Below are 22,196 nucleotides of genomic sequence, written 5' to 3' on the forward strand. Positions count from 1 at the left end.
CCCGTGGGTCCCGGTCAGCACGTGCGGGCCCTCGTGCCGGTGCGCCGAGCACGGGACGGTGGGCCGGATACGGGTCGTGCTGCGCCTGCTGGCGGTGGCCGTGCTGCTGTGCACGCTGGTGCCCGCGGGCACCCTGACCCTGGCGGTGCCGCGCCGGGCCCGGGTGCGCTACTGGCGGTTCACCGCGCGGTGCAGCCTGGTGGCGGTGGGGCTGCGGGTGGACGTGGTCGATCATCGTCCGCGCGGCGCGCGACACCTGCGCGGGGCGCTGGTGGTGGCCAACCACATCTCGTTCTTCGACGTGCTCGCGGTGGCGGCGGTGACGCCGGCCCGGTTCGTCGCCAAACGGGAGGTGGTCTCGATGGCGGTGGGACCGGTGCTGCGCTGCTTCGGCGTGCTGCCGCACGTCCGCGGCGATCTGCGGGGGCTGCCGCCGATCCTCGAACGGGTGCGGACGATCCTGGACCGCGGTCGCCCGGTGGTGGTGTTCCCCGAGGGCACCACGTGGTGCGGGGTGGCGGGCGGCCGGTTCCGGCCGGCGTTCTTCCAGGCCGCCCTGGACACCGGGGTGCCGGTGCTGCCGATCAGGATCAGCTACCGCGAGGGCGGGCGGACGGCGACCGAAGCGGGATTCGTCGGCGACGACGAGCTCGGAGACACGCTGCGCCGGGTGCTGCGGGCCCGTTCGCTGCGGGTGCGCGTCGTCGTGCATCCGCTCCAACTGCCGGTCGGGGACCGGAAGCGACTCGCCGCGCACTGTGAGCGGTTGATCCGGCCCGCGCCCGCCGTCACCGACCTCGGGACGCTCTCTTTGGGCCGAGGCGCCGGGCGCGGTTATCCTGGACCCCGATCATGTCCGTCTATCTCGACAACGCCGCCTCCACCGCGATCGTCCCCGCTGCCGTCGCGGCGATGACCGCTGCCTGGGCGCAGCCCGGCAACCCGATGTCCCTGCACGGAGCGGGCCGGCAGGCCCGCCGCACCCTGGAGGAGTCGCGCGAGTCGATCGCGCGCTCGGTGGGCGCCCGACCGTCGGAGGTGCTGTTCACCGCGGGCGGCACCGAATCGGACAACCTCGCCCTCAAGGGCATCTACGCGGCCCGGCACGCACAGGACCGACGACGCCGCCGGATCGTGATCTCCGCCGTGGAGCACCACGCGGTGCTCGATCCGGCCGAGTCGCTGGTGGCCGGGAGCGGCGCGGAACTGGTGATCCTGCCGGTGGACCGCGCGGGCCGGGTGAATCCGGCGGACCTGCGGGCCGAGCTGGAGGCGCACGCCGACGAGGTGGCGCTGATCTCGGTGATGTGGGCGAACAACGAGGTGGGCGCCCTGCAGCCGATCGCCGAACTGGCGGCGACGGCGCGGGAGTTCGGGGTGCCAATGCACTCCGACGCGATCGCCGCCGTCGGCCACGTCCCGGTCGACTTCACCGCGAGCCGGCTCTCCGCGCTCAGCCTGGCCGCCCACAAGTTCGGCGGACCGCAGGGGACCGGAGCGCTGGTCCTCGGCCGCGACGTCGCCGTCGCACCGCTGCAGCACGGCGGCGGTCACGAGCGCGACCTGCGGGCCGGCACCCAGGACGTGGCGGGCGCCGCGGGCATGGCGGCCGCACTGAGACTGGCCGTCGACCGGCTCGAGGAGGACACCGCCGCCGTGATCGCGGTGCGCGACCGGCTGCTCGCCGCGCTCGCGCGGGTTGACGGCACGACGGTGAACTCGAGCACCGACGGCGTGCCCGGCATCGTGCACGTGAGCTTCGCGGGCTGCCAGGGCGACTCGCTGCTGATGCTGCTCGACGCCAAGGGCGTGGAGTGCTCGACCGGGTCGGCGTGCACGTCCGGCGTGGCCTCGGCCAGCCACGTGCTGCTGGCCATGGGACTCGGGCGTTCGGCGGCCCGCGGCTCGCTGCGCTTCTCACTCGGACCGGCCAACACCGTCGCCGAGATCGACTATCTGGCCTCCATCCTCGACGAGGTCTGCGACCGGGCCCAGGCGGCCGGACTGACGGGGGTCCGATGAGAGTACTGGTGGCCATGAGCGGCGGCGTCGACTCCTCGGTGGCCGCGGCGCGCGCGGTGGAGGCCGGACACGACGTGGTCGGCGTGCATCTCGCGCTCTCGTCGGCGCCGGGCGCCCTGCGCACCGGTTCGCGGGGCTGCTGCTCGCGCGAGGACGCCGACGATGCGCGGCGCGTCGCCGACATGCTCGGCATCCCGTTCTACGTGTGGGACTTCGCCGACCAGTTCAAGGACGACGTGATCGACGAGTTCGTCGCCGCGTACGCCGCGGGGGAGACCCCGAACCCCTGCCTGAGCTGCAACGAGAAGATCAAGTTCGCGGCGCTCGCCGAGCGGGCGCTGGCCCTGGGCTTCGATGCGCTGGCCACCGGGCACTACGCGCGGCTGGCCGACGGCGAGCTGCGGCGGGCGGTGGACGTCGACAAGGACCAGTCGTACGTGCTGGCCGTGCTCACCGACGAACAGCTGTCGCGGGCGATGTTCCCGATCGGCGACACCTCGAAGCCGCAGATCCGCGACGAGGCGGAGCGGCGCGGGCTGCTGGTGGCGAACAAACCCGACTCCCACGACATCTGCTTCATCCCGAGCGGCGACACCCGGGCCTTCCTGGGGGCGCGCATCGGGGTGCGCCCGGGTGCGGTGGTCGACGCCGCGTCCGGCGAGAAGCTCGCCGAGCACGAGGGCGTGCACGGGTTCACCATCGGTCAGCGCAAGGGCCTGGGCATCTCGGGGCCGGCCGCCGACGGCGCACCGCGGTACGTGACCGGGATCGATCCCGCGTCGGGCACCGTGACGGTGGGGACCGCCGAAGACCTGGAGGTGCGCACCGTCGTCGCGACCAAGGCGATCTGGACGTCCGGCATCGTCCCGGACGGTCCGGTGGAGTGCACCGTGCAGGTCCGTGCCCACGGCGGCCTCGCCGAAGCGGTCGCCACCCCGGTCGACGGCGACGACGGGCCGGGCATCGAGATCGCGCTGCGGACCCCGTTGCGCGGCGTGGCCCGCGGCCAGGCCGCGGTGCTCTATCTGCCCGACGCCGAGCGCGGCGACCTGGTGCTGGGCTCCGGCCGGATCGCCGCCACCGCACCGTGACACCGCAGTCCGCGGCGGCCGTGCCGACCGGTGTCGCCACCGGGATCGGATCCATGCCGGGAACCGATCCGCGGGCGGCCGTCGACGTCGTCGTCGGTGAGGTGGGGCTGCCGTATCTGCCCGAACTCCCCGCTCGGGGCGTGGGCGCCGACCTGCTCGGGCGCACTGCGGGCCTGCTGGTGGGGATCCCGGTCGACTACGTGCACCGGACCTACCGGCTGGCGGCCTCGCCGACCGCGGAGACGCGGCGGGCCCGCGATCATCTCCGCTGGGATCTGGACGCCGTCGAGGAGCTCTGGGAGACGCGCGGCCTGCGCGGCCGGACCGAGGTGCTCAAGGTGCAGGCGTGCGGACCGTTCACCTTCGCCGCCCACGTCGAACTGCGCGGCGGACACAAGCTGGTGCGCGACCGCGGGGCGCTGCACGACGTCGCCGAATCGCTCGCCGCCGGACTGGGGGAGCAGGCGGCCGAGTTGGAACGCCGTCTCGGGGTGCGCACCGTGGTGCAACTGGACGAGCCGTCGATCGGATCGGTGATCGACGGGACGGTGACCCCGCTGACCAGGCTCGACCCCATTCCGCCGATTCCCGTTCCAGACGTCGCGGAGATCCTGGAGACCTTCGCGGCCCGGCTGGGGCGGCCGCTGCTGCTGCACTCGTGCGCGGCGCCGCGCTGGGAACTGCTGCGGCGGGTGCCGTCGTACGGGGTGTCGCTGGACTTCACGCAGCTGCGCGAGAGCGACTACGACCCGCTCGGCGAGACGCTCGACGCGGGGCGCGTCGTGGCGGCCGGGGTGGTGCCCGCGACGGACCCGGGACTGTCGTCGAATCAGGTCGCCGACGATCTGGTGGCCCGGCTGACCGGGCTGATCGACCGGATCGGCCTGCCGCGCACGGTGTTCGCCGAGCAGTTCCTGGTGACGCCCGTGTGCGGGCTGGCCGGTGCGCCGCCGTCGTGGGCGCGCACGGCGCTGGCGCTCGCGACGACCGTCGCCGACGGCGTCACGACCTCCTGACCGCACACCTCACCGATTCCTGCCATTCGATCCCTGAGCCCCGTGCGAGCGCAGCGAGCCCGGGTGTCGAAGGGCCTCGGCGTCACGACGTCGACGACCGGCGCCGTGCGGTCTCGACTCCGCTCGGTTCAGGTCGCCATCGAGATCACGATCGGTGAGGGGCTCGGTGTCGAAGCCCTCGTCGGAGGCCGCCGTTCGCCATCGCGTTCGACGTTCGTCGACGACATCCTGAGTGAACAGTTCATCGATGGTGTGCAGCGAGCCGTGCCAGCGTCTCGGCGAGGAGTTCGAGGTCTGGGGCCAGGACCGAGTTCTCGTGCCAGATCGCTTCGTAGAAGATCTCGACTTCCAGGCCGTCGTCGAACAGCGGTCTGTGCGTGATGTCCGGGGTACTGAGCTTGGACGACGGAAGGATCGCGGTGCCCAGGCCGAGTGTCGCCCACTGCTCCAGCATGCGGTAGCTGGCGGGCTCGCCCGGATAAGTGTCCACTTCGGTATTCCGACCGGTGAAGAGACCGATGGTGAACGTGGTGAGACCGCACGAGTCGGGTACCAGAATCAGCTTGCTGATCGCGACGTCATCGAGGTCGACGGGCTCTGTCGTCATCGACCTCGAGTCGATCACCACTACTGGCTCGGAGTCGATGATCTGGTGTCGGAAACCTGGAGACTGCTCGACGGCGGGGACGAGCACGATGTCGAGATCCCCGGTGGCCAGGCTCTCCCGCAGATCGCGCATGTCTGCTTCACGAAGCATCAGTTCGCGCCGTCCGGCGAACTCCTGGACCGCGGAATGGGTGCGGGCGACGATGCGGGGATCGATCAGCGGAGACAGTCCGATACGGATGTCGGAGCGGTCCGGGGAGGTGAGGCGTCGTGCTTCGGCGGTCAGGGAATCGAGTTCGGTGAGGACCCGGTCGATGAGGGGCAGGAGATGCGTACCGAACTCGGTGGGTGTGACGCCCCTTGTACTCCGATGGAAGAGGCTCGCACCCAGACGTTTCTCGAGCCGGGCGATCCCATTGGACAGCGACGGTTGGGTGACTCCGGAAGCGCGGGCGGCGCCGGTGAACGAGCCGAGGCGTGCGACGGTCCGTGCGTAACGCAGTCCGTCGAGGCTGAGCCGATCATCCATAGCCGCATGCTATCGACTCATGCCGTTCGCGGACCTACTGCGTTGCCTGGGGAGTACGTAGAGTTCGGCCGGTCAGCGCTGGACCCGATGAGGAACAGCGGCATCACGTCGTCGAGAGAACGGTGAGTCTGATGAGTGAGAGCACTCCCCTCACGGCGATGCGGGTGTTCGAGGCCGGTGGACCGCTGGTGGCGGCGGTCGCCGAGGTGTCCGCTCCGTCGAGGGGGTGGGTGCGGATCGCGGTGCGTGCGTCGGGTGTATGCCACGCCGACATCGGCACCACGGCTGCCGTCGGCGCTGGTACGAGTTTCCCGGTGACACCGGGCCACGAGATCTCCGGAGTGATCGCGGAGGTGGGCGACGACGTCGACCGCCGGCGGGTGGGAGACCGGGTGGCCGTCGGCTGGTTCGGCGGGAGCTGCGGTCGGTGCACGCTCTGCCGGTCCGGTGACGTGGTGCACTGTGCGGAGCGGATGACACCGGGGACGTCGTATCCCGGTGGCTGGGCCCAGACGGTGACCGTCCCGGCCGATGCGCTCGCGGCGATCCCCGACGGCATGGACTTCTTCGACGCTGCACCCATGGGTTGCGCCGGCGTGACCACATTCAATGCGATCCGGCACGCGGGGGTTCCGGCCGGTGGAACGGTGGCGGTCTTCGGTCTGGGCGGACTGGGGCATCTCGCGGTCCAGTTCGCGTCGGCGCTGGGTCATCGGGTGATCGTCATCGCCCGTGGTTCCGACCGTGCCGCGGCGGCTCACGACCTCGGTGCCGATCATTACATCGACTGCACGGCCGAAGACGCCGCTCGGGCTCTTGCTGTGCTCGGCGGTGCCGATCTACTCCTGTCGACCGTGCCGACCTCCGCACCGGTCGCCGATCTGCTGCCCGGACTCGCGTTGCGCGGCCGACTCACATTGATCGGTGTCGACGGTGGAGACGTCGCCGTGCCTGCCGCCGCGTTGGTCATGAAGTCTCAGATCGTCACCGGACATCTGACGGGAAGTCCGCAGGACATCGAGGAGACCATGGCTTTCGCTGTACGGCACGGGATCCGGCCGGTGATCGAACGACGCCCGCTGGGCGAGGCGAGCGAGGCCGTCACCCGGGTGGCCGCCGGTCGAGCCCGCTTCCGAATCGTGCTCGACGTCGAGGGCATTCTGATGAACGACGATGTCGTGACCTGCGACGTCGTGGTGGTCGGCGCAGGAATCACCGGTCTGGTCGCTGCGGATGTACTCGGCCGCGCCGGGCTGAGCGTACGCTGCCTGGAGGCACGTGATCGGGTCGGCGGCCGGGTGGAATCCGTCGATGTCGGCGGATTGCCGGTGGACCTCGGTGCGACCTGGTTCTGGCACAACGAGCCACTCGTCCGTGCTCTGCTGGACCGGTATGCCAGGACCTCCTTCGATCAGTACACGCGGGGCGACGCCGTGTTCGAGTTCTCCCGCGGACGAGTTGAACGTTTCGGCGGGAACCCGATCGACGGCCCGGCTTGCCGTTTCACCGACGGCGTGCGGTCGTTGGCCGACGCCTTGGCAGGCGGTCTCGCAGAAGGAGTACTGCAGACCGGGACTCCGGTCAGGTCGATCCATGACGACGGTGGGCGTGTCATCGTCATGACACTCACCGGTACGGTCGTCGCGGAGCAGGTGATCGTCGCGCTCCCGCCGGCGCTCGCCGTCGAGTCGATCTTGTTCGAACCGGACATCCCGGATCGGGTGCGAGTGGCCGCGGAAGGAACCTCGGTGTGGATGGGTGACATGGTCAAGGCGGTCGCCGTCTACGATGACCCGTTCTGGAGGGCGCAGGGTCTCGCCGGTTCAGCGATGAGTCATGTCGGGCCGTTCCGGGAGTTCCACGATCACAGCGGCCCGGAGGAGACCCCGGGGGCGATCTTCGGATTCGCCCAGTCGGCGAGTGTCGTCGGCCGTTCTGATTCCCGGATCGGTCGGATGTTCCTCACGCAGCTGCGCACTCTGTTCGGTGCCATGGCTGCCGAACCGAGGGAGGTCGTCGTCGTGAACTGGGCGAATGAGAAGTACACCACGCCCGTTCGTCGATCGCCGTCGGCGTCGACCGGCGGTTTCGGGGATCCGGTGTTGTCCCGTCCGTCGCACAGCGGACGTCTCCGGTTGGCGTCCACGGAGACGGCGCAGGCGTATGCGGGGCACCTTGAAGGTGCTGTCCGGGCGGGACTGCAGGCCGCCCGCGAGGTGGAGTCGGCACTCCAGTAGCGGCGAGCTTTCCGGGCGTCTCGGACTCGGCGCGGGGAGTCGGCCGGAGCGGGGACGAGGACGGCGCGGATCGAGTTCTCCCGAGCCCGAGCCCGAGCCGTCGCCGCCGGGCGGGCGCGGTCAGGGGAGGGCGTGGCTGTCCTCCTGATGGGTGGTCAGGCGGTCGGCGAAGGAGACCCAGTCGCCGGCCTCGGCGTCGTCGAGCAGGGCGCGGTGCGCGTCGAGCACCTGGCAGGGCTGATCGGTGATCGACGGCGTGGAGCGCAGGATCGAGAGCATCTGCCGGTCCTGGAGGCGGTCGTAGAGGTCGAGCATCACCGCGTTGCCCGCCAGCGTCACGAAGCTGCGGTGGAAGGCCATGGCGGCGCGCGCGAAGGCGGGGAAGTCGCCGCCGTCCAGGGCCCGTTCCTGTTCGGCGAGGTTCGGGGCGAGCTCGGCGCGCAGAGCGGTGCGGGCGGCCGCTTCGGCGAAACGCACGCCGGCGGTCTCCAGGGCGTGCCTGGCCTGGGCCGATGCGCGGACCTCGTCGGCACTGAGCTCCCGGACCAGGGCGCCGCGTTTGGGGTAGATGGTGAGCAGACCCTCGTCCTGCAACCGGCGCAGGGCCGCCCGGACGGGGGTGCGGCTGAGTCCGAGGTCGGCGGCCAGCGCGGATTCGCTGAGCATGGTGCCGGGTGGATACGTGCCGGTCAGGAGTGCACGGCGGATGTGTCGCAGGGCGCGATCGGCGGCGGAGTCGGGACCGGCGGTGCTCACGGTGCGCTCCTCTCGGGACGGGGTCGGCCGATCGCGGGAAGCGACGACTCTCCGGGAAGCTTATCCACGGAGTGGAAAAGGACTTGCGAATCTGGGATCCAACTAGGATCCTAGCGGCATGAGTGAGCGACGAACACCGCTGGATCCCCTCGGTCCCGAACGCGTGGCCCGGGTGCAGCGCCGGACGCTGATCGTGGTGGTGGTGAGCCAGGTGCTCGGCGGCGCGGGGCTGTCCGCGGGCGTCTCGGTGGGGGCGCTGCTGGCCGAGGACATGCTCGACTCGGACGCCCTCACCGGCCTCCCGGCGGCGCTGTTCACCCTCGGCTCCGCATTCGCGGCGTTCGTCGTCGGGCGGATCGCGCAGCGGCGGGGTCGTCGTACCGGCCTCGCCCTCGGTTTCGGCGCCGGAGCGCTCGGCGCGGTCGGGATCGTGATCGCGGCGACCGCCGAGAACATCCCGCTGCTGTTCGCCGCCCTGCTGGTCTACGGATCCGGCACGGCCACCAACCTGCAGGCGCGATACGCCGGCACCGACCTCGCCGAACCCCGGCGACGCGGCACCGCGGTGAGCATCTCCCTCGCGGCCACCACGCTCGGCGCCGTCGCCGGACCCAACCTGATCGCCCCGATGGGCTCGTTCGCCGAGCACATCGGCGTGCCGAGCCTGGCCGGACCGTTCCTGCTGGCGGCCGTCGCCTACGGCGCCGCGGGCCTCTCGTTCGCGATCCTGCTGCGGCCCGACCCGTTCCTGCTGGCCCGCCGCATCGCCGAACGGCACGACGACGATCCGCACCCGTCCGCGGAGGCGGCCGCCGCCGCGAAGGCCGTCGGGGCCGCGACCCTCCCGCGCACCGCGCTCTACGTCGGCGCCGCGGTGATGATCGTCGCGCAGGTCGTGATGGCGGGCGTCATGACGATGACCCCGGTGCACATGACCGGCCACCACCACGGACTGGGCGCCGTCGGCGTCGTGATCGGTCTGCACATCGCCGCGATGTACCTGCCGTCGCTGGCCACCGGTCCGCTGGTCGACCGGGTCGGCCGCCTCCGGATGGCGCTCGGGTCGTCGTTCCTGCTGGCCGCTGCCGGGGTGCTGGCGGTGCTCGCGCCCGCCGACTCCGTCGGACTGCTGTCCCTGGCACTGATCCTGCTCGGCCTCGGCTGGAACTTCGGGCTGATCTCGGGCACCGCCCTGGTCATCGACGCCACCCCGGCGATCGACCGACCGAAGACACAGGGTTCGGTGGACGTGCTCATCGCGCTGGCGGCGGCCGCCGCGGGAGCGCTCGCCGGACTGGTCATGGCCGGAGCCGGTTTCAGTATGGTCGGGTACGGGGGAGCGGTGATCGCCCTGCTGCTGCTCCCGGTGCTCGGCGTCGCGCACCGTCGTGGAGCATTCGGAAAGGCGGCGTCGTGAACGACGAGAAGACCTCGCGCGGCAGGCGTGACCTGGTGGTGTTGGGCGTGCTCGTCCTGGTCCTGGTCGGTCTGGTGGTCGCGGTGATCGTCGGGCGCACCGGATCCGACGACGCCCCGGCGCGGCCGTCGGCCGGGGCGTCGACGCCCGCGGAGCTCGGTCCGCTGGGAGACCTCTCGCGCCGGGACCCGAAGGACCGTCGGGCCAAAGGCGACGTCGACGCCCCCGTGGTGATGGTGATGTACTCCGACTTCCGCTGCCCGTTCTGCGCGGCGTTCACGCGGGACGTCGAGCCGAAGCTGGTGAGCGAGTACGTCGACACCGGCAGGCTCCGCATCGAGTGGCGCGACCACCCGCTCTTCGGCGAGCAGTCGGAACTGGCGGCCCGCGCCGGATGGGCGGCGGCCGCGCAGGGCCGGTTCTGGCGGTTCACGGAGTCGGTGTACCGGGACGCTCCGGCGTCCAAGCACCCGGATCTGCCCATCGAGACGCTGGTGAAGCACGCCGAAGACGCCGGCGTGGCCGACCTCGACCGCTTCCGCCGCGAGACGCTCGACAGCACCTACGACGATGCGATCGCCGGGGACGTCGAGGCCGCCGAACGGTTCGGGATCGTCGGCGTGCCCGCGTTCGTGATCGACGGCGAACCGATCGTGGGGGCGCACCCGGTGGACGTCTACGAGACCGTGATCGACCGGCGCCTCGGCGCGAGCTGACGACGATGGCCGGACAGATCGGTCTCCTGGGAGCCTTCCTCGGCGGGCTGCTGGCGCTGCTGAGTCCGTGCGCGGCACTGCTGCTGCCGTCGTTCTTCGCCTTCGCCTACACCGGTTTCGGCGATCTGGCGGCCCGGACCGGACTGTTCTTCCTCGGCCTGATCGCGGTGCTCGCGCCGGTCGGCGCGGGCGTCGGCGCGTTCGGGTCGCTGTTCACCGTGCACCGCGAGACGGTCACGACGATCGGTGCGGCGGTGATCGTCGTGTTCGGCCTGGTCATGGTGTTCGGGAGCGGCTTCGGCTTCGGACCGCTGTCCGGACTGGCCGACCGCGTGACGGTGACCGGACCGCTCTCCACGGTGCTGCTCGGCGCGGTGTACGGGTTCGCCGGTTTCTGTTCGGGGCCGCTGCTGGGGGCCGTGCTCACCGTGGGCGTGGTGAGCGGCGACCCCTGGTACGGCGCACTGGTGATGACCGCGTACGCCGCGGGCATGACGCTGCCGCTGCTGATCCTGGCGCTGTGCTGGGACCGCATCGGGCCGCGGATGCGCGGCGTGCTGCGCGGCCGCGAACTCTCGGTGGGACGGTTCGCGTTCCACACGACGTCGCTGATCTCCGGCCTGGCCCTGATCGCGGTCGGAATCTTCCTCTGGGCCACCGACGGCACCGCCTCGCTCGGCGCCGCCGTCGGCGCGGACACGCAACTGCGCTGGCAGGGGACGCTGTCCCGGTGGGCCGGACGGTTCTCGGATCTCGAGGTGCTCACGGCGGTGGTCGCGGCGGCGGTGCTGGTGTTCGCGGTGCGGGCGGCCCGGCGGCGCGTCGGTCGATGAGTCCGGCGGTCAGTCGGTGAACTCGGTGGACAGCCGGGCGACGGCCCGTTTCGGCGCGATCTGCCGAAAGCTCGCATCGAGCAGTTCGGCGACCTCCGCCCAGTCGGAGTCGGGCGACAGATCCGTCGCGAGCCAGCCCGCCGGGCCGTAGTAGGCGGGCACCCAGAAACGGTCGTCCTGCTCCAGTGCGGCCTTCTCACCGGGATCCGGGATGAACAGCAGCGCGGTGTCGTGCCGCGTCTTCGAACCCTTCGGGCCGCCGCCGTACACCGCGAACACCTTGCCGCAGCGGAAGTTCGGCCGCCCGTGGGAGACCTTCTCGACGGCCTCGGGCAGCGCCAGCGCCAGCGTGCGGAGCCGGGCCAGGACGGGATCGTCGTCGTCGAACATGATCGGGTGCGGCATGGGGTTCAGGGTAGGCCGGAGACATGCGCCGCGGGCGGAGCCGCCGGTGGCGGAGCGGTCCGGCGATGTCGTATGCGGGGATTAGGATTCTCCCCGTGACGTCACCGCAGCAGCAATGGGCCGAGCTGGCCGACGAGATCCGCGACCACCAGTTCCGCTACTACGTCAACGACGCGCCGATCATCTCCGACGCCGAGTTCGACGAGCTTCTGCGGCGTCTCCAGGCGCTCGAAGACGAGCACCCGGAGCTCGCCGTCCCGGACTCGCCGACCAGACGCGTCGGCGGCGGCTTCTCCACGGACTTCACCCCGGTCGACCATCTCGAACGGATGATGTCGCTGGACAACGTGTTCGACGAGGCCGAGCTCCGCGCGTGGATCGCGCGCACCGAGGTCGACGCCGGGGTCGTGGTGAGCGCGCCGGCGGCGCCCGCGGCAGAGGACGATGCGGTCGAGGCGCCGGAGGAGACGCCGACGCTCGACGAGGCCGCGGTCTCCGACGCCGCCGAGACGGCCGAGAGCGTCGAGCCGGAGGAGGGCGCCGAATCCGTCGTCGTCGACCCCGCCGATCCGGAGACGCCGACCGACCTCGCCGCGCAGGGCGGCGACCGGATCGAGTTCCTGTGCGAACTCAAGATCGACGGCGTCGCCCTCGCGCTGACCTACGAGAACGGCACCCTGGTGCGCGGCGTGACCCGCGGCGACGGCCGGACCGGCGAGGACGTGACCCTCAACGCGCGCACCATCAAGGGCGTCCCGCACACCCTGACGCCGTCCGACGAGTACCCGATCCCCGAACTGCTGGAGGTCCGCGGCGAGGTCTACTTCCGGCTCGAAGACTTCGAGAAGCTCAACGCCTCCCTGGTGGAGGACGGCAAACCGCCCTTCGCCAACCCCCGCAACTCCGCGGCCGGGTCGCTGCGGCAGAAGAACCCGCAGATCACCGCGCAGCGCAGCCTGCACATGATCTGCCACGGCGTCGGCCGCATCGACGGCTGGCGGCCGGAGTCGCTGCACGAGGTGTACCTCGCGCTGGGCGCGTGGGGCCTGCCGGTGTCGACGCACACCCGCAAGGTCGTCGGCGCCGACGCCATCGTCGAGACGGTCGCGTACTGGGGTGAGAACCGGCACTCGGTGGAGCACGAGATCGACGGTCTGGTGGTGAAGGTCGACGGCGCCGCGCTGCAGCGCAGGCTCGGCGCCACCTCGCGCGCGCCGCGCTGGGCCATCGCGTACAAGTATCCGCCGGAAGAGGTCACCACCGAACTGCTCGACATCAAGGTCGGCGTCGGCCGGACCGGGCGGGTCACGCCGTGGGCCGACATGGTGCCGGTCAAGGTGGCCGGTTCGACGGTCGCGCGCGCCACCCTGCACAACGCGTCGGAGGTGCAGCGCAAGGGCGTGTTGATCGGCGACACCATCACCATCCGCAAAGCCGGCGACGTGATCCCCGAAGTGCTCGGGCCGGTGGTGGATCTGCGCGACGGCACCGAACGCGCGTTCGTGATGCCCACGCAGTGCCCGGAATGCGGAGCCGACCTGCGCCCGGAGAAGGAGAGCGACGTCGACATCCGATGCCCCAACGCGCAACGGTGTCCGGCGCAGCTCCGCGAACGGCTCTTCCACCTCGCCGGTCGCGGCGCCTTCGACATCGACGCGCTCGGCTACGAGGGCGCGACGGCCCTGCTGAGCGGCGACGTGATCGCCGACGAGGGCGACCTGTTCACGCTCACCGCCGACGACCTGGCCCGGACGTCGTTCTACACCAACAACACCGGCGAGCTCTCCGCCAACGGCAAACGGTTCCTCCAGCACCTGGAGAAGGCGAAGGACGTTCCGCTCTGGCGCGTGCTCGTGGCGCTCTCCATCCGGCACGTGGGCCCGACGGCCGCGCGGGCGCTGGCCACCGCCTTCGGTTCGCTCGAGGCGATCGAGGCCGCGACCGCCGACGACCTCGCGCAGGTCGACGGCGTCGGCGGCACCCTCGCCGCCAGCATCCGCGACTGGTTCGACGTCGACTGGCACCGCGAGATCGTCGACAAGTGGCGGGCCGCCGGGGTGTCGACGGCCGACGAGGTCGACGAGTCCATCGCCCGCACCCTGGAGGGCAAGACCCTGGTGGTGACCGGATCGCTGGCCGACTTCACCCGGGACGGCGCCAAGGAGGCCATCATCGCGCGCGGCGGCAAGGCCTCGGGCTCGGTGTCGAAGAAGACCGACTACGTGGTGATCGGCGACTCACCGGGCAGCAAAGCCGCCAAAGCCGAGCAGCTGGGCGTCCCGATCCTCGACGAGGAGGCGTTCAAGAGGCTGTTGGAGACCGGCGAGGTGTAGTCGCGCCCGGATCTGTGTGTCGGCGGGGCAGGACGACGATGTCGGTCTCACTTGTCCTCGCCACGCGACTTGTGCCGAGATCGTGCGCTCGACTCGAGGAGGGCGCGTGTCGTGCGGAGACGTTCGACGCGACATCGTCGTCCTGCCCCTCACCCGAAGCCGGAGGGTGCTCCCGGATGCCCGCGTTGGAGTTGCTCGTCCTCCCCGAAGCCGGAGGGTGCTCCCGGATGTCCGCGCGGGGTGGCTCGTCGGTGATCGAGTGTCTCTCGTCGCCAGAGCACCTCTGACCGGTCGAGTACCTCTCATCGGTCGGGCACCCTTCGCCGGTCGAGTCCCCTTCGCTGGTCGAGCGGAGTCGAGACCACACCGAGATCCCGACCGACGAGAGGGCGGGCTTCGACACGGGACGCTCACGTCGTTCGCGGCCCGGCTCAGCCGCCGGTTCGGCGGTCGGGGCACGCACCGCTCGGGTGTCCTCTCCACCGCTCCCTGAGCCCCGAGCGAGCGCAGCGAGCCCGGGTGTCGAAGGGGCTCGGCGTCACCGCACGGTGAGATCGACGAGACGGGGAGATCGACCGGATCAGTGGTGGACGAGTCCGGAGATGATCCCGGTCAGGTGCCCCAGCCGGGCCACCTCGCTCGGCCGGAAATCGGGGCCTCCGACACGCCCGACGAGCAGCGCCTTGCTGCCGTCGCCGAGAGGCGCGGCGACCAGGGCGGTGTCGTGCTCCTGCCATCCGGCGGGCACCCAGGCGGCATGCGGATCGAAGCGGGCCGCGGCGTCCAGCGGCAGCCAGTCCGCACGTTCCAGCGGTGTCTCCGGGGCGCTGCCGCTGGCGGCGAGGCGGACGGCGACGTCGGGGCCCCCGGTCACCACCATCGCCCACGACACGTTCAGGGTGCGCGGTGCGAGATCGGACAGCACCTGAAGACGATCGGTGCGGGCGCCGGCCACGGCGTCGATCAGTTCGAGTTCCTGGTGGATGTCGAGTTTGTCGACGAAGGGTCGCAGTGAGTCGACGTACACGCCGTCGACCTTCTCCGCCGCGGTGATCAGGGTGTCGGGGAGGGCCCCGGTGGGGATGTCGACGACGATGTCGTCGACCGCGTAACCCTCGCCGCGTTCGACCACCTCGAGAGACCGGATGTCGGCGCCCACCGCGCCGAGCTGGACGGCGAGGAGGCCGAGGCTGCCGGGGCGGTCGGTCAGGGTCACGCGCAGTAGGTACGACACGCACCCCATTATTCCGGGTCGTATTGCCGACCGGTTACACCGCGGTTGCCTCGGGTCGAGCGGACGCCCGTGCGATCACCGTCGGCACCAGGGCCTAGTCTGGATGGCACCGCACGTGTACGAGAGGAATTCTGGAGATGTCTCCGCAGTCCGAGCCGGCGATCAGCCGTGCCGAGGTCGCCCATCTGGCGCGTCTGTCGCGCCTGGCGCTGACCGACGACGAACTCGACCAGTACGCCGCCCAACTCGATTCGATCCTGGGCCACGTCGCCCAGGTGGCCGAGGTGGCTGCCGAGGACGTTCCGCCGACGGCCCACCCGCTCGACGTCCGCCACGTGGTGCGCGACGACGTCGTCACCCCCGGTCTCACCGCCGAGCAGGCGCTGTCCGGTGCGCCCGCCGTCGAACAGGACCGTTTCGCCGTTCCGCAGATCCTCGGGGAGGAATGACCCTGTGAGTGAGAACCCTGTGAGTGAGAAATCAGTGAGCAGTCGTACCGCGAACGAGGTCACCGGCCTCACCGCGGCCGAACTGGCGGGCAAGATCGCCGCCCGCGAACTGTCGTCGGTCGAGGTCACGCAGGCGCACCTGGACCGCATCGCCGAGATCGACGGCGAGTTGGGCGCGTTCCTGCACGTGGGCGCCGACGAGGCCCTGACCGCCGCGAAGGCCGCCGACGAGGCGATCGCCGCGGGCGAGGCGCCGTCGAAGCTGGCCGGTGTGCCGATCGCGCTCAAGGACGTGTTCACCACCGTCGACGCGCCGACCACCTGCGGCTCCAAGATCCTCGAAGGCTGGGTCTCGCCGTACGACGCGACGCTCACCGGCAGGCTGCGCGCCGCCGGGATCCCGATCCTCGGCAAGACCAACATGGACGAGTTCGCCATGGGCTCCTCGACCGAGAACTCCGCCTACCAGGTGACCCGCAACCCGTGGGACACCACGCGCATCCCGGGCGGTTCGGGCGGCGGCAGCGCGGCGGCGCTGGCGTCGTACCAGGCGCCGCTGGCCATCGGCACCGACACCGGCGGATCCATCCGACAGCCGGCCGCGGTCACCGCGACCGTGGGCGTCAAGCCCACCTACGGCACCGTCTCGCGGTACGGCCTGGTGGCGTGCGCGTCGTCGCTGGACCAGGGCGGCCCCTGCGGGCGCACCGTGCTCGACACCGCGCTCCTGCACGAGGTGATCGCCGGTCACGATCCGCGCGACTCCACGTCGATCGACGCCCCGGTGCCCGACGTGGTCGCCGCGGCCCGCGAAGGCGCCTCCGGCGACCTGACCGGAGTACGCATCGGCGTCGTGAAGCAGCTGCAGGGCGAGGGCTACCAGGCGGACGTGCTGGCCTCGTTCGAACAGGCCTGCGACACCCTGCGCGCGCAGGGCGCGACCATCGTCGAGGTCGACTGCCCGCACTTCGAGTACGCCCTCGGCGCCTACTACCTGATCCTCCCGTCGGAGGTGTCCAGCAACCTCGCCCGCTTCGACGCCATGCGCTACGGACTGCGCGTGGGCGACGACGGCTCGCACAGCGCCGAAGAGGTCATGGCCCTCACCCGCGACGCCGGTTTCGGCCCCGAGGTGAAGCGCCGCATCATGATCGGCACGTACGCGCTCAGCTCGGGCTACTACGACGCCTACTACGGCCAGGCGCAGAAGGTCCGCACGCTGATCGCGCGCGACTTCGCCGCGGCCTACGCGGACGTCGACGTGCTGATCTCGCCGACCACCCCGACCACGGCGTTCAAGCTGGGGGAGAAGGTCGACGATCCGCTGTCGATGTACCTGTTCGACCTGTGCACCCTGCCGGTGAACCTGGCGGGCAACGCCGCGATGTCGGTGCCCTCCGGGCTCGACGGCGACGGTCTGCCGATCGGTCTGCAGATCATGGCGCCGGCCCTGGCCGACGACCGCCTGTACCGCGTCGGCGCCGCCTACGAGGCCGCGCGCGGACCGATCGAGGGCTGAACCAGCCCCTGCTCGGGCCCGTAGCGGTGCCCGTACCCGACCGGGACGTCGAGTGAGCCGGCGGCGTCGATCACGGTGGCCAGGGCCGAGAGCCCGGGCAGCCACGGCGGCGTCGGCGCCTCCCGGTGCGCGAAGCGATGCGGTGAGCCCCGTCGGGTCGGCGGGCGCCACACCAGCGACGGACGGAGTACGACGACGGGGTCGCTCGGATTCTCGACGACGACCGTCGCCGGGGCGGTGCGCGGAGCCCCTCCGGGCATGCCGACGAGCACGGTGCTCGCCGGAGTCGTCCCGCGTGCGACGACGCGGCGGCGGGCGACCTCCGCTCCGACCGCGCCCAGGCTCTGCCCGTAGAGGTGGACCCGGGGCCGCCCCGGTGCGGGCACCGCGGCGAGGGCGTCGAGCACCCGCATCGTGAGGGCGGTGGCGCTGCGTCCGGCCCGGTCCGGTGAGCGCAGGTAGGCCTGCCACGACGGGACCGCGCTGTACTGCAGGGCGAGCACCCGCACCGACCCGTCGAACCTGCGGCGGAATCCGTCGAGCGCGGCGGCGTCGATCCAGCCGGAGCCGGTGGGGACCGCGATCACCACGGCGCGCTCCCGCAGACCGCCCTCCCGGATCCACCGGTCGACGAGACGTGCCGCGCGGGCATCGTCGTACGGGTCGATGTCGGGCGGGTCGTCGTCGTGCATGTCGATGCCGGACGGGGGCGGACCGGCGAGCGGCGCGTAGAGGAGCAGGTGTGACGACGCCTCGGCGCGCGCCGCCGGGACGGTTCCGGGCAGCGTGCCCGCGCCGCCGGCGACGAGGAGCACGGCGAGGGCGACGATCGTTCCGCGACGCGGGCGCACCCACATCAGTGCCGCGACGGCGCCCGCCGGGACGGCGACCGTCGCCGCCCACCACTCCGGGCCGATCGGCGCCATGCCCATCGCGCCGCGCAGCGCCGACTGCCAGCAGACGGTGAGGGCCAGCGCGGCGGCGGCCACCGTCGCCGCGGTCTTCGGTCCGAACCGTCGTTCCGCGCGGTGTCCTCCGCCGGGCCGGTCGCCGAGCGCGGTGCGACCGCGCTCGACCAGCAGCCCGATCCCGAGTCCGAGGCAGGCCGCGATCAGTCCCGCGGCGGCCGAGAGCGCGGCGTCGCGCGGCAGCGCACCCGGGGTCTGGGCGGCCGACCAGCCGAGGAGCGCTCCGGTGAGCGCCGCGTCCCGGTCCCGGGGGATCACGCCCGCTCCGCCACGGTCCGGGCTATGCGCGACACCAGGCTCGACGCGATCTGCAGTCCGCTCTCCGGTTCGGGCGCACCGCCGCGCTGACGCCAGGTGTTCACGGCCAGCCCCGCGCGGGCGGCCTCGGCGGCCAGGTGGCACAGCGGGTCGGCGCACCGCCGGTGCATGTCGGTGACGAGCGCGGAGTCCAGTTCCGCACGGGTGCCGGGCGGCGGCGTCGTTCCGGTGGCCGCGGCGTAGCGCAGCAGGTCGTAGCCGTAGTCGTGGGCGCGGCAGGCCGGCTCGAACGACGACGGCAGCGGGATCGGCGACGAACACGACCCGGACGGATTCACCCGCCGACCGTCCTCGACGACCGGGCGATAGCCGAGGCGGTCCTCGAAATCGGCGGGGACGGGGAGAGCGGCGGCGGCCGCGGTCCGGTCCGGACCGGCCGGAGGGGACACGGCCGAGGCGTACCCGGTGAGGAGCACCGCAGCGGCGGCGGCGAGCAGGAGAACGGTGGCGGCGAGTCGGCGCAACAGGAGCGATCGGGGCATGACTTCGACGCTAGGAAGCATTCCCACCTGCGCGGATCCCGTGGAAGAGGGAATCTCGTGCGGCTCGCCGGAGCCGTGACGACGGTCCGGATCACCCGCGCCGGGGAGACCGGAATCCCTCTGCGGGGGGACGCGCACGGCCCGGGCCGGCCCTACCGTGGGAAGGGTGAAACCCCTCCGACGTCTCGCCGCCTCGATCCGGAATCTGCTGTCGACCGAGCAGGTCAGCGACCCGGCCGTGCGGGCCTACCTCGACCGCCGCGGGAACTGGCTGGCCATGCTCGCGGCGGTGACGATGATGGCGATCACCTGGCCGGTGCTGGGCGAGACGCTCGACGTCCCGGCGTACGTGCTGCCGGTGCTCGCGCTGGTCTCCGTGCTGCCGCTGCTCGGGATCGCCGCGGGCTCGGGACCGGCCTGGGCGGGCTGGATCGGGATCGTCGTCGCATGTCTGATCACCGCGCCGCTCCCGAAGAGTCCCGGGCACGACGACCTGCGGATCGCCGTCCCGCAGTTCCTGATCCTCCTCGCGATGACGCTGGCGGCCCTCGTGACGGTGCCGCTGGTCCGGCTCTTCGGACTCTGGCTGGTGACGGTGATCGTGCTGTTGATCTGCGTCGGCCGGAACGCCGTCGACGGGTGGGTCTTCGCGTTGACCGTGATCACGATCGGGGTCGCCTTCCTCCGCTACTGGCGCAGTTCGCGCCGGGAGATCGCCGAGCAGACCGAGCAGACCGAGGTGCACCGGGCCCGCGAGGAGGTCCTGGCCGAGCGATCGCGGATCGCGCGGGAGCTGCACGACGTCGTCGCGCATCGGATGTCGATGGTGGTGGTGATGTCGCAGACGGCGCGGTACCGGCTGGCGCAGGCGGACGAGCCCGAGGAGATCTCGCCCGCGGTCGCGGCCGAGTTCGAGGCGATCGCCGGGGCCGCCCGCGAATCCCTCGACGAGGTACGCACCCTGCTCGGCGTGCTGCGGACCGACGAGACCGGTGCGCCCGACGGCGCCGCCGAGCCCCCGGCTCCCGGGATCGACGGACTCGCGGCCCTGATCGACGACGTCCGGAGCGCCGGAGTGCCGATCGAGTTCGACGACGCCTCCGACCACTCCGCCGTCGGCGACGCGCCCGGACTGGTGGTCTACCGCATCGTCCAGGAGTCGCTGAGCAACGCCGTCCGCCACGCGCCCGGCGCGCCGGTGCGGGTCCGCGTGGAGCCCGACCCGGATGGCACCGCTCTGACGGTGACCGTCGTCAACGAGGCGCCGCCGGCGGGGCCGCTGGTGAAACAGCCCGCCCGCATCGAGCCGGCGACCGGTTCGGGCGGCCGGGGACTCGGCGTCCGCGGCATGCGCGAGCGGGCGGCGGCGCTGGGCGGGAGCCTGACGGCGGTGCCGACCGGGGCCGGCGGTTTCGAGGTGGTCGCGGTGGTGCCGTCGGCCGCGGCGAAGGTCTAGGGTCGACGTCGTGCCGACAACCGTGGTGATCGTCGACGACCAGGCGATGGTCCGGGCCGGTTTCGCGGCGCTGCTGAACGCGAGCGGCGACATCTCCGTGCTCGGCGATGCGGCCGACGGCGAGGCCGCGGTGGAGATCGTCTCCCGGCTGCGCCCCGACGTGGTGCTGATGGATGTGCGCATGCCGAAGCGCGACGGACTGTGGGCGGCCCGGCGGATCATCGAGGCCGGACTGCCGACGAAGGTGCTGATGCTCACCACCTTCGACATCGACGACTACGTGTACACCGCACTGTCGATCGGCGCATCCGGTTTCCTCCTCAAGGACGCGCCGGCCGACGAACTGGTGCGGGCGGTCCGGGTGGTCGCGGCCGGGGACGCGCTGCTCGCGCCGTCGGTCACCAAGCGGCTCATCGCCGAGGTGACCGCTCGCCGGAGCCGGACGCCCGGCGCCGCCGTCGACGTGCTGACGCCGCGCGAACGGGAGGTGCTCGGCGTGGTGGCCGACGGCAAGACCAACGCCGAGATCGCCGCCGAACTGTTCGTCTCCGAGGAGACCGTCAAGACCCATGTGAGCCGGGTCCTGGGCAAACTCGGTCTGCGGGATCGGGCGCAGGCCGTCGTCTTCGCCTACGAGAACGGGCTCAAATAGGGCCGGTCGGGACACGCCTGCGTCGCTCCGGTGGCCGAGGAGCATCCGATCTGATCGAATGGAGCCACGAAGCCTTCGAGGACGAGGGCCGACCGCGACGTGAGGGATGGCGACGGGCGATGGCACGGTACGGAATTCTGACTTCGGGCGGCGACTGCCCAGGCCTGAACGCGGTGATCCGCGGCGCGGTGCTGCAGGGCACCACGGTGCACGACCAGGAGTTCGTCGGGTTCCGCGACGGCTACAAGGGCCTGGTCCACGGCGACGTCAAACTGCTCACCCGGTCCGCGGTGCGCGGCATCTCCCGCAACGGCGGCACCATCATCGGGACCAGCCGGTTCGGCCCGTACCAGCAGCCCGACGGCGGCTCGGACGCCATCAAGAAGGTGCTCGAGGAGCTGGAGGTGGACGGTGTGGTCGCGATCGGCGGCGACGGCACCATGGCCGCCGCGAACCGGCTGTTCGGCGACGGCGTGCCGATGGTCGGCGTGCCCAAGACCATCGACAACGATCTGAAGGCCACCGACTACACGTTCGGTTTCGACACCGCCGTCGAGATCGCCACCGAGGCCGCCGACCGGCTCCGCACCACCGGCGACTCGCACATGCGCTGCATGGTGCTCGAGGTGATGGGCCGGCACGCCGGCTGGATCGCGATCTACACCGGGATCGCCTCGGGGGCGCACGTCAGCCTGATCCCGGAGGCGCCCGAGACGCTCGACCAGATCTGCGACTGGATCCTGGCGGTGAAGGATCGTCGTCGGGCGCCGCTGGTGGTGGTCGCCGAGGGCTTCACGCTCCCGGAGATGGACGAGGCCTACTCCGATCGCGGCCTCGACGAGTTCAACCGTCCGCGACTCGGCGGCATCGGCGACATCCTGGCGCCGCTGATCGAGAAGCGGACCGGGATCACCACGCGGGCGACGACCCTCGGCCACATCCAGCGCGGCGGCGTGCCGACGTCGTCGGACCGGGTGCTCGCCACCCGGTTCGGGCAGGCGATCAGCGACGTCCTGGCCGACGGCGACTGGGGCAAGATGGTGGCGCTGCACGGCACCGAGATCGTGCGGGTGCCGTTCTCCGACGCGGTCGGGCACACCAAGAACGTGCCGCTGGACTTCTACAACGGCGCCCGCGCGCTCTTCGGCTGAGACGCC

General features: G+C 71.7%; 20 protein-coding genes. 14 read left to right on the top strand and 6 right to left on the bottom strand.

What is annotated here, in order from left to right:
• The first annotated feature begins 76 nt into the window (after nt 1-76).
• From QM809_RS09635 to QM809_RS09650, 4 genes are read left to right on the top strand one after another with little or no spacing between them, the layout of a single operon-like run.
• Complete coding sequence (locus tag QM809_RS09635) at nt 77-916, top strand: lysophospholipid acyltransferase family protein (RefSeq protein ID WP_415045563.1); 840 nt, start codon at nt 77-79, stop codon at nt 914-916.
• Nucleotides 853-2,022 carry a cysteine desulfurase family protein gene (locus QM809_RS09640; RefSeq protein ID WP_415045564.1) on the top strand — a complete coding sequence of 390 codons (1,170 nt, stop codon included), beginning with the start codon at nt 853-855 and terminating at the stop codon, nt 2,020-2,022. The genes QM809_RS09635 and QM809_RS09640 overlap by 64 nt, the downstream gene beginning before the upstream one ends.
• Nucleotides 2,019-3,113 (top strand): tRNA 2-thiouridine(34) synthase MnmA, encoded by a 1,095-nt coding sequence (mnmA, locus tag QM809_RS09645; protein ID WP_415045565.1) that lies wholly within the window; start codon nt 2,019-2,021, stop codon nt 3,111-3,113. Before QM809_RS09640 ends, mnmA begins: the two co-directional genes overlap by 4 nt.
• Nucleotides 3,110-4,129 (top strand): vitamin-B12 independent methionine synthase, encoded by a 1,020-nt coding sequence (locus QM809_RS09650; protein ID WP_415045566.1) that lies wholly within the window; start codon nt 3,110-3,112, stop codon nt 4,127-4,129. Before mnmA ends, QM809_RS09650 begins: the two co-directional genes overlap by 4 nt.
• Before the next feature lie 241 nt (nt 4,130-4,370).
• Here the strand turns inward: QM809_RS09650 and QM809_RS09655 are convergent, their stop codons facing one another.
• The gene (locus tag QM809_RS09655) at nt 4,371-5,264 is read right to left on the bottom strand and encodes a LysR family transcriptional regulator (protein WP_415045567.1); all 894 of its coding nucleotides are present in this window, start codon (nt 5,262-5,264) and stop codon (nt 4,371-4,373) included.
• 131 nt (nt 5,265-5,395) lie between these two features.
• Here QM809_RS09655 and QM809_RS09660 point away from each other — a divergent pair, with 131 nt between their 5' ends.
• Nucleotides 5,396-7,501: an FAD-dependent oxidoreductase gene (locus QM809_RS09660; protein WP_415045568.1), complete on the top strand. Its 2,106-nt coding sequence runs from the start codon at nt 5,396-5,398 to the stop codon at nt 7,499-7,501.
• A gap of 120 nt (nt 7,502-7,621) precedes the next feature.
• Here QM809_RS09660 and QM809_RS09665 read toward each other — a convergent pair whose 3' ends face one another.
• Nucleotides 7,622-8,257, bottom strand: coding sequence for a GntR family transcriptional regulator (locus QM809_RS09665; protein ID WP_415045569.1), 636 nt, complete (start codon nt 8,255-8,257; stop codon nt 7,622-7,624).
• Nucleotides 8,258-8,375: 118 nt separating this feature from the next.
• Here QM809_RS09665 and QM809_RS09670 point away from each other — a divergent pair, with 118 nt between their 5' ends.
• Genes QM809_RS09670 through QM809_RS09680 form a run of 3 tightly spaced genes read left to right on the top strand, consistent with a single transcriptional unit; the run spans nt 8,376 to nt 11,223 of the window.
• The gene (locus QM809_RS09670; protein ID WP_415045570.1) at nt 8,376-9,674 is read left to right on the top strand and encodes an MFS transporter; all 1,299 of its coding nucleotides are present in this window, start codon (nt 8,376-8,378) and stop codon (nt 9,672-9,674) included.
• The gene (locus tag QM809_RS09675; protein ID WP_415045571.1) at nt 9,671-10,390 is read left to right on the top strand and encodes a DsbA family protein; all 720 of its coding nucleotides are present in this window, start codon (nt 9,671-9,673) and stop codon (nt 10,388-10,390) included. Before QM809_RS09670 ends, QM809_RS09675 begins: the two co-directional genes overlap by 4 nt.
• A gap of 5 nt (nt 10,391-10,395) precedes the next feature.
• Nucleotides 10,396-11,223 carry a cytochrome c biogenesis CcdA family protein gene (locus tag QM809_RS09680; RefSeq protein WP_415045572.1) on the top strand — a complete coding sequence of 276 codons (828 nt, stop codon included), beginning with the start codon at nt 10,396-10,398 and terminating at the stop codon, nt 11,221-11,223.
• Nucleotides 11,224-11,232: 9 nt separating this feature from the next.
• Here the strand turns inward: QM809_RS09680 and QM809_RS09685 are convergent, their stop codons facing one another.
• On the bottom strand, nt 11,233-11,628 hold the full coding sequence (locus tag QM809_RS09685) for an MmcQ/YjbR family DNA-binding protein (RefSeq protein WP_415045573.1): 396 nt from the start codon (nt 11,626-11,628) through the stop codon (nt 11,233-11,235).
• A gap of 95 nt (nt 11,629-11,723) precedes the next feature.
• Here QM809_RS09685 and ligA point away from each other — a divergent pair, with 95 nt between their 5' ends.
• A complete protein-coding gene (ligA, locus tag QM809_RS09690; protein WP_415045574.1) occupies nt 11,724-13,961 on the top strand; it encodes an NAD-dependent DNA ligase LigA in 2,238 nt (745 codons plus the stop codon).
• A gap of 580 nt (nt 13,962-14,541) precedes the next feature.
• Here ligA and QM809_RS09695 read toward each other — a convergent pair.
• Nucleotides 14,542-15,204, bottom strand: a complete 663-nt coding sequence (locus tag QM809_RS09695; RefSeq protein WP_415045575.1) for an amino acid-binding protein — start codon at nt 15,202-15,204, stop codon at nt 14,542-14,544.
• A 128-nt stretch (nt 15,205-15,332) separates the two neighbouring features.
• Between QM809_RS09695 and gatC the strand changes: the two genes are divergently transcribed.
• Both gatC and gatA read left to right on the top strand, forming a co-directional pair.
• Nucleotides 15,333-15,644 (top strand): Asp-tRNA(Asn)/Glu-tRNA(Gln) amidotransferase subunit GatC, encoded by a 312-nt coding sequence (gatC, locus tag QM809_RS09700; protein ID WP_415045576.1) that lies wholly within the window; start codon nt 15,333-15,335, stop codon nt 15,642-15,644.
• Nucleotides 15,645-15,678: 34 nt separating this feature from the next.
• Nucleotides 15,679-17,163 carry an Asp-tRNA(Asn)/Glu-tRNA(Gln) amidotransferase subunit GatA gene (gene gatA, locus QM809_RS09705; protein WP_415045577.1) on the top strand — a complete coding sequence of 495 codons (1,485 nt, stop codon included), beginning with the start codon at nt 15,679-15,681 and terminating at the stop codon, nt 17,161-17,163.
• On the opposite strand, the gene QM809_RS09710 is transcribed toward gatA, so the two are convergent.
• Nucleotides 17,130-18,389 (bottom strand): alpha/beta-hydrolase family protein, encoded by a 1,260-nt coding sequence (locus tag QM809_RS09710; protein WP_415045579.1) that lies wholly within the window; start codon nt 18,387-18,389, stop codon nt 17,130-17,132. The genes gatA and QM809_RS09710 overlap by 34 nt on opposite strands.
• Complete coding sequence (locus tag QM809_RS09715; protein ID WP_415045580.1) at nt 18,386-18,931, bottom strand: hypothetical protein; 546 nt, start codon at nt 18,929-18,931, stop codon at nt 18,386-18,388. The genes QM809_RS09710 and QM809_RS09715 overlap by 4 nt, the downstream gene beginning before the upstream one ends.
• A 166-nt stretch (nt 18,932-19,097) precedes the next feature.
• Between QM809_RS09715 and QM809_RS09720 the strand changes: the two genes are divergently transcribed.
• The 3 genes from QM809_RS09720 (at nt 19,098) to QM809_RS09730 (ending at nt 22,190) form a co-directional block, all read left to right on the top strand.
• On the top strand, nt 19,098-20,387 hold the full coding sequence (locus QM809_RS09720) for a sensor histidine kinase (RefSeq protein ID WP_415045581.1): 1,290 nt from the start codon (nt 19,098-19,100) through the stop codon (nt 20,385-20,387).
• A gap of 10 nt (nt 20,388-20,397) precedes the next feature.
• Nucleotides 20,398-21,039 (top strand): response regulator, encoded by a 642-nt coding sequence (locus tag QM809_RS09725; protein WP_415045582.1) that lies wholly within the window; start codon nt 20,398-20,400, stop codon nt 21,037-21,039.
• 119 nt (nt 21,040-21,158) lie between these two features.
• On the top strand, nt 21,159-22,190 hold the full coding sequence (locus QM809_RS09730) for an ATP-dependent 6-phosphofructokinase (RefSeq protein ID WP_415045583.1): 1,032 nt from the start codon (nt 21,159-21,161) through the stop codon (nt 22,188-22,190).
• The last annotated feature ends 6 nt before the right edge of the window (nt 22,191-22,196 follow it).

It is taken from the genome of Gordonia sp. (in: high G+C Gram-positive bacteria), from assembly GCF_047600385.1.
Taxonomy (GTDB): domain Bacteria; phylum Actinomycetota; class Actinomycetes; order Mycobacteriales; family Mycobacteriaceae; genus Gordonia.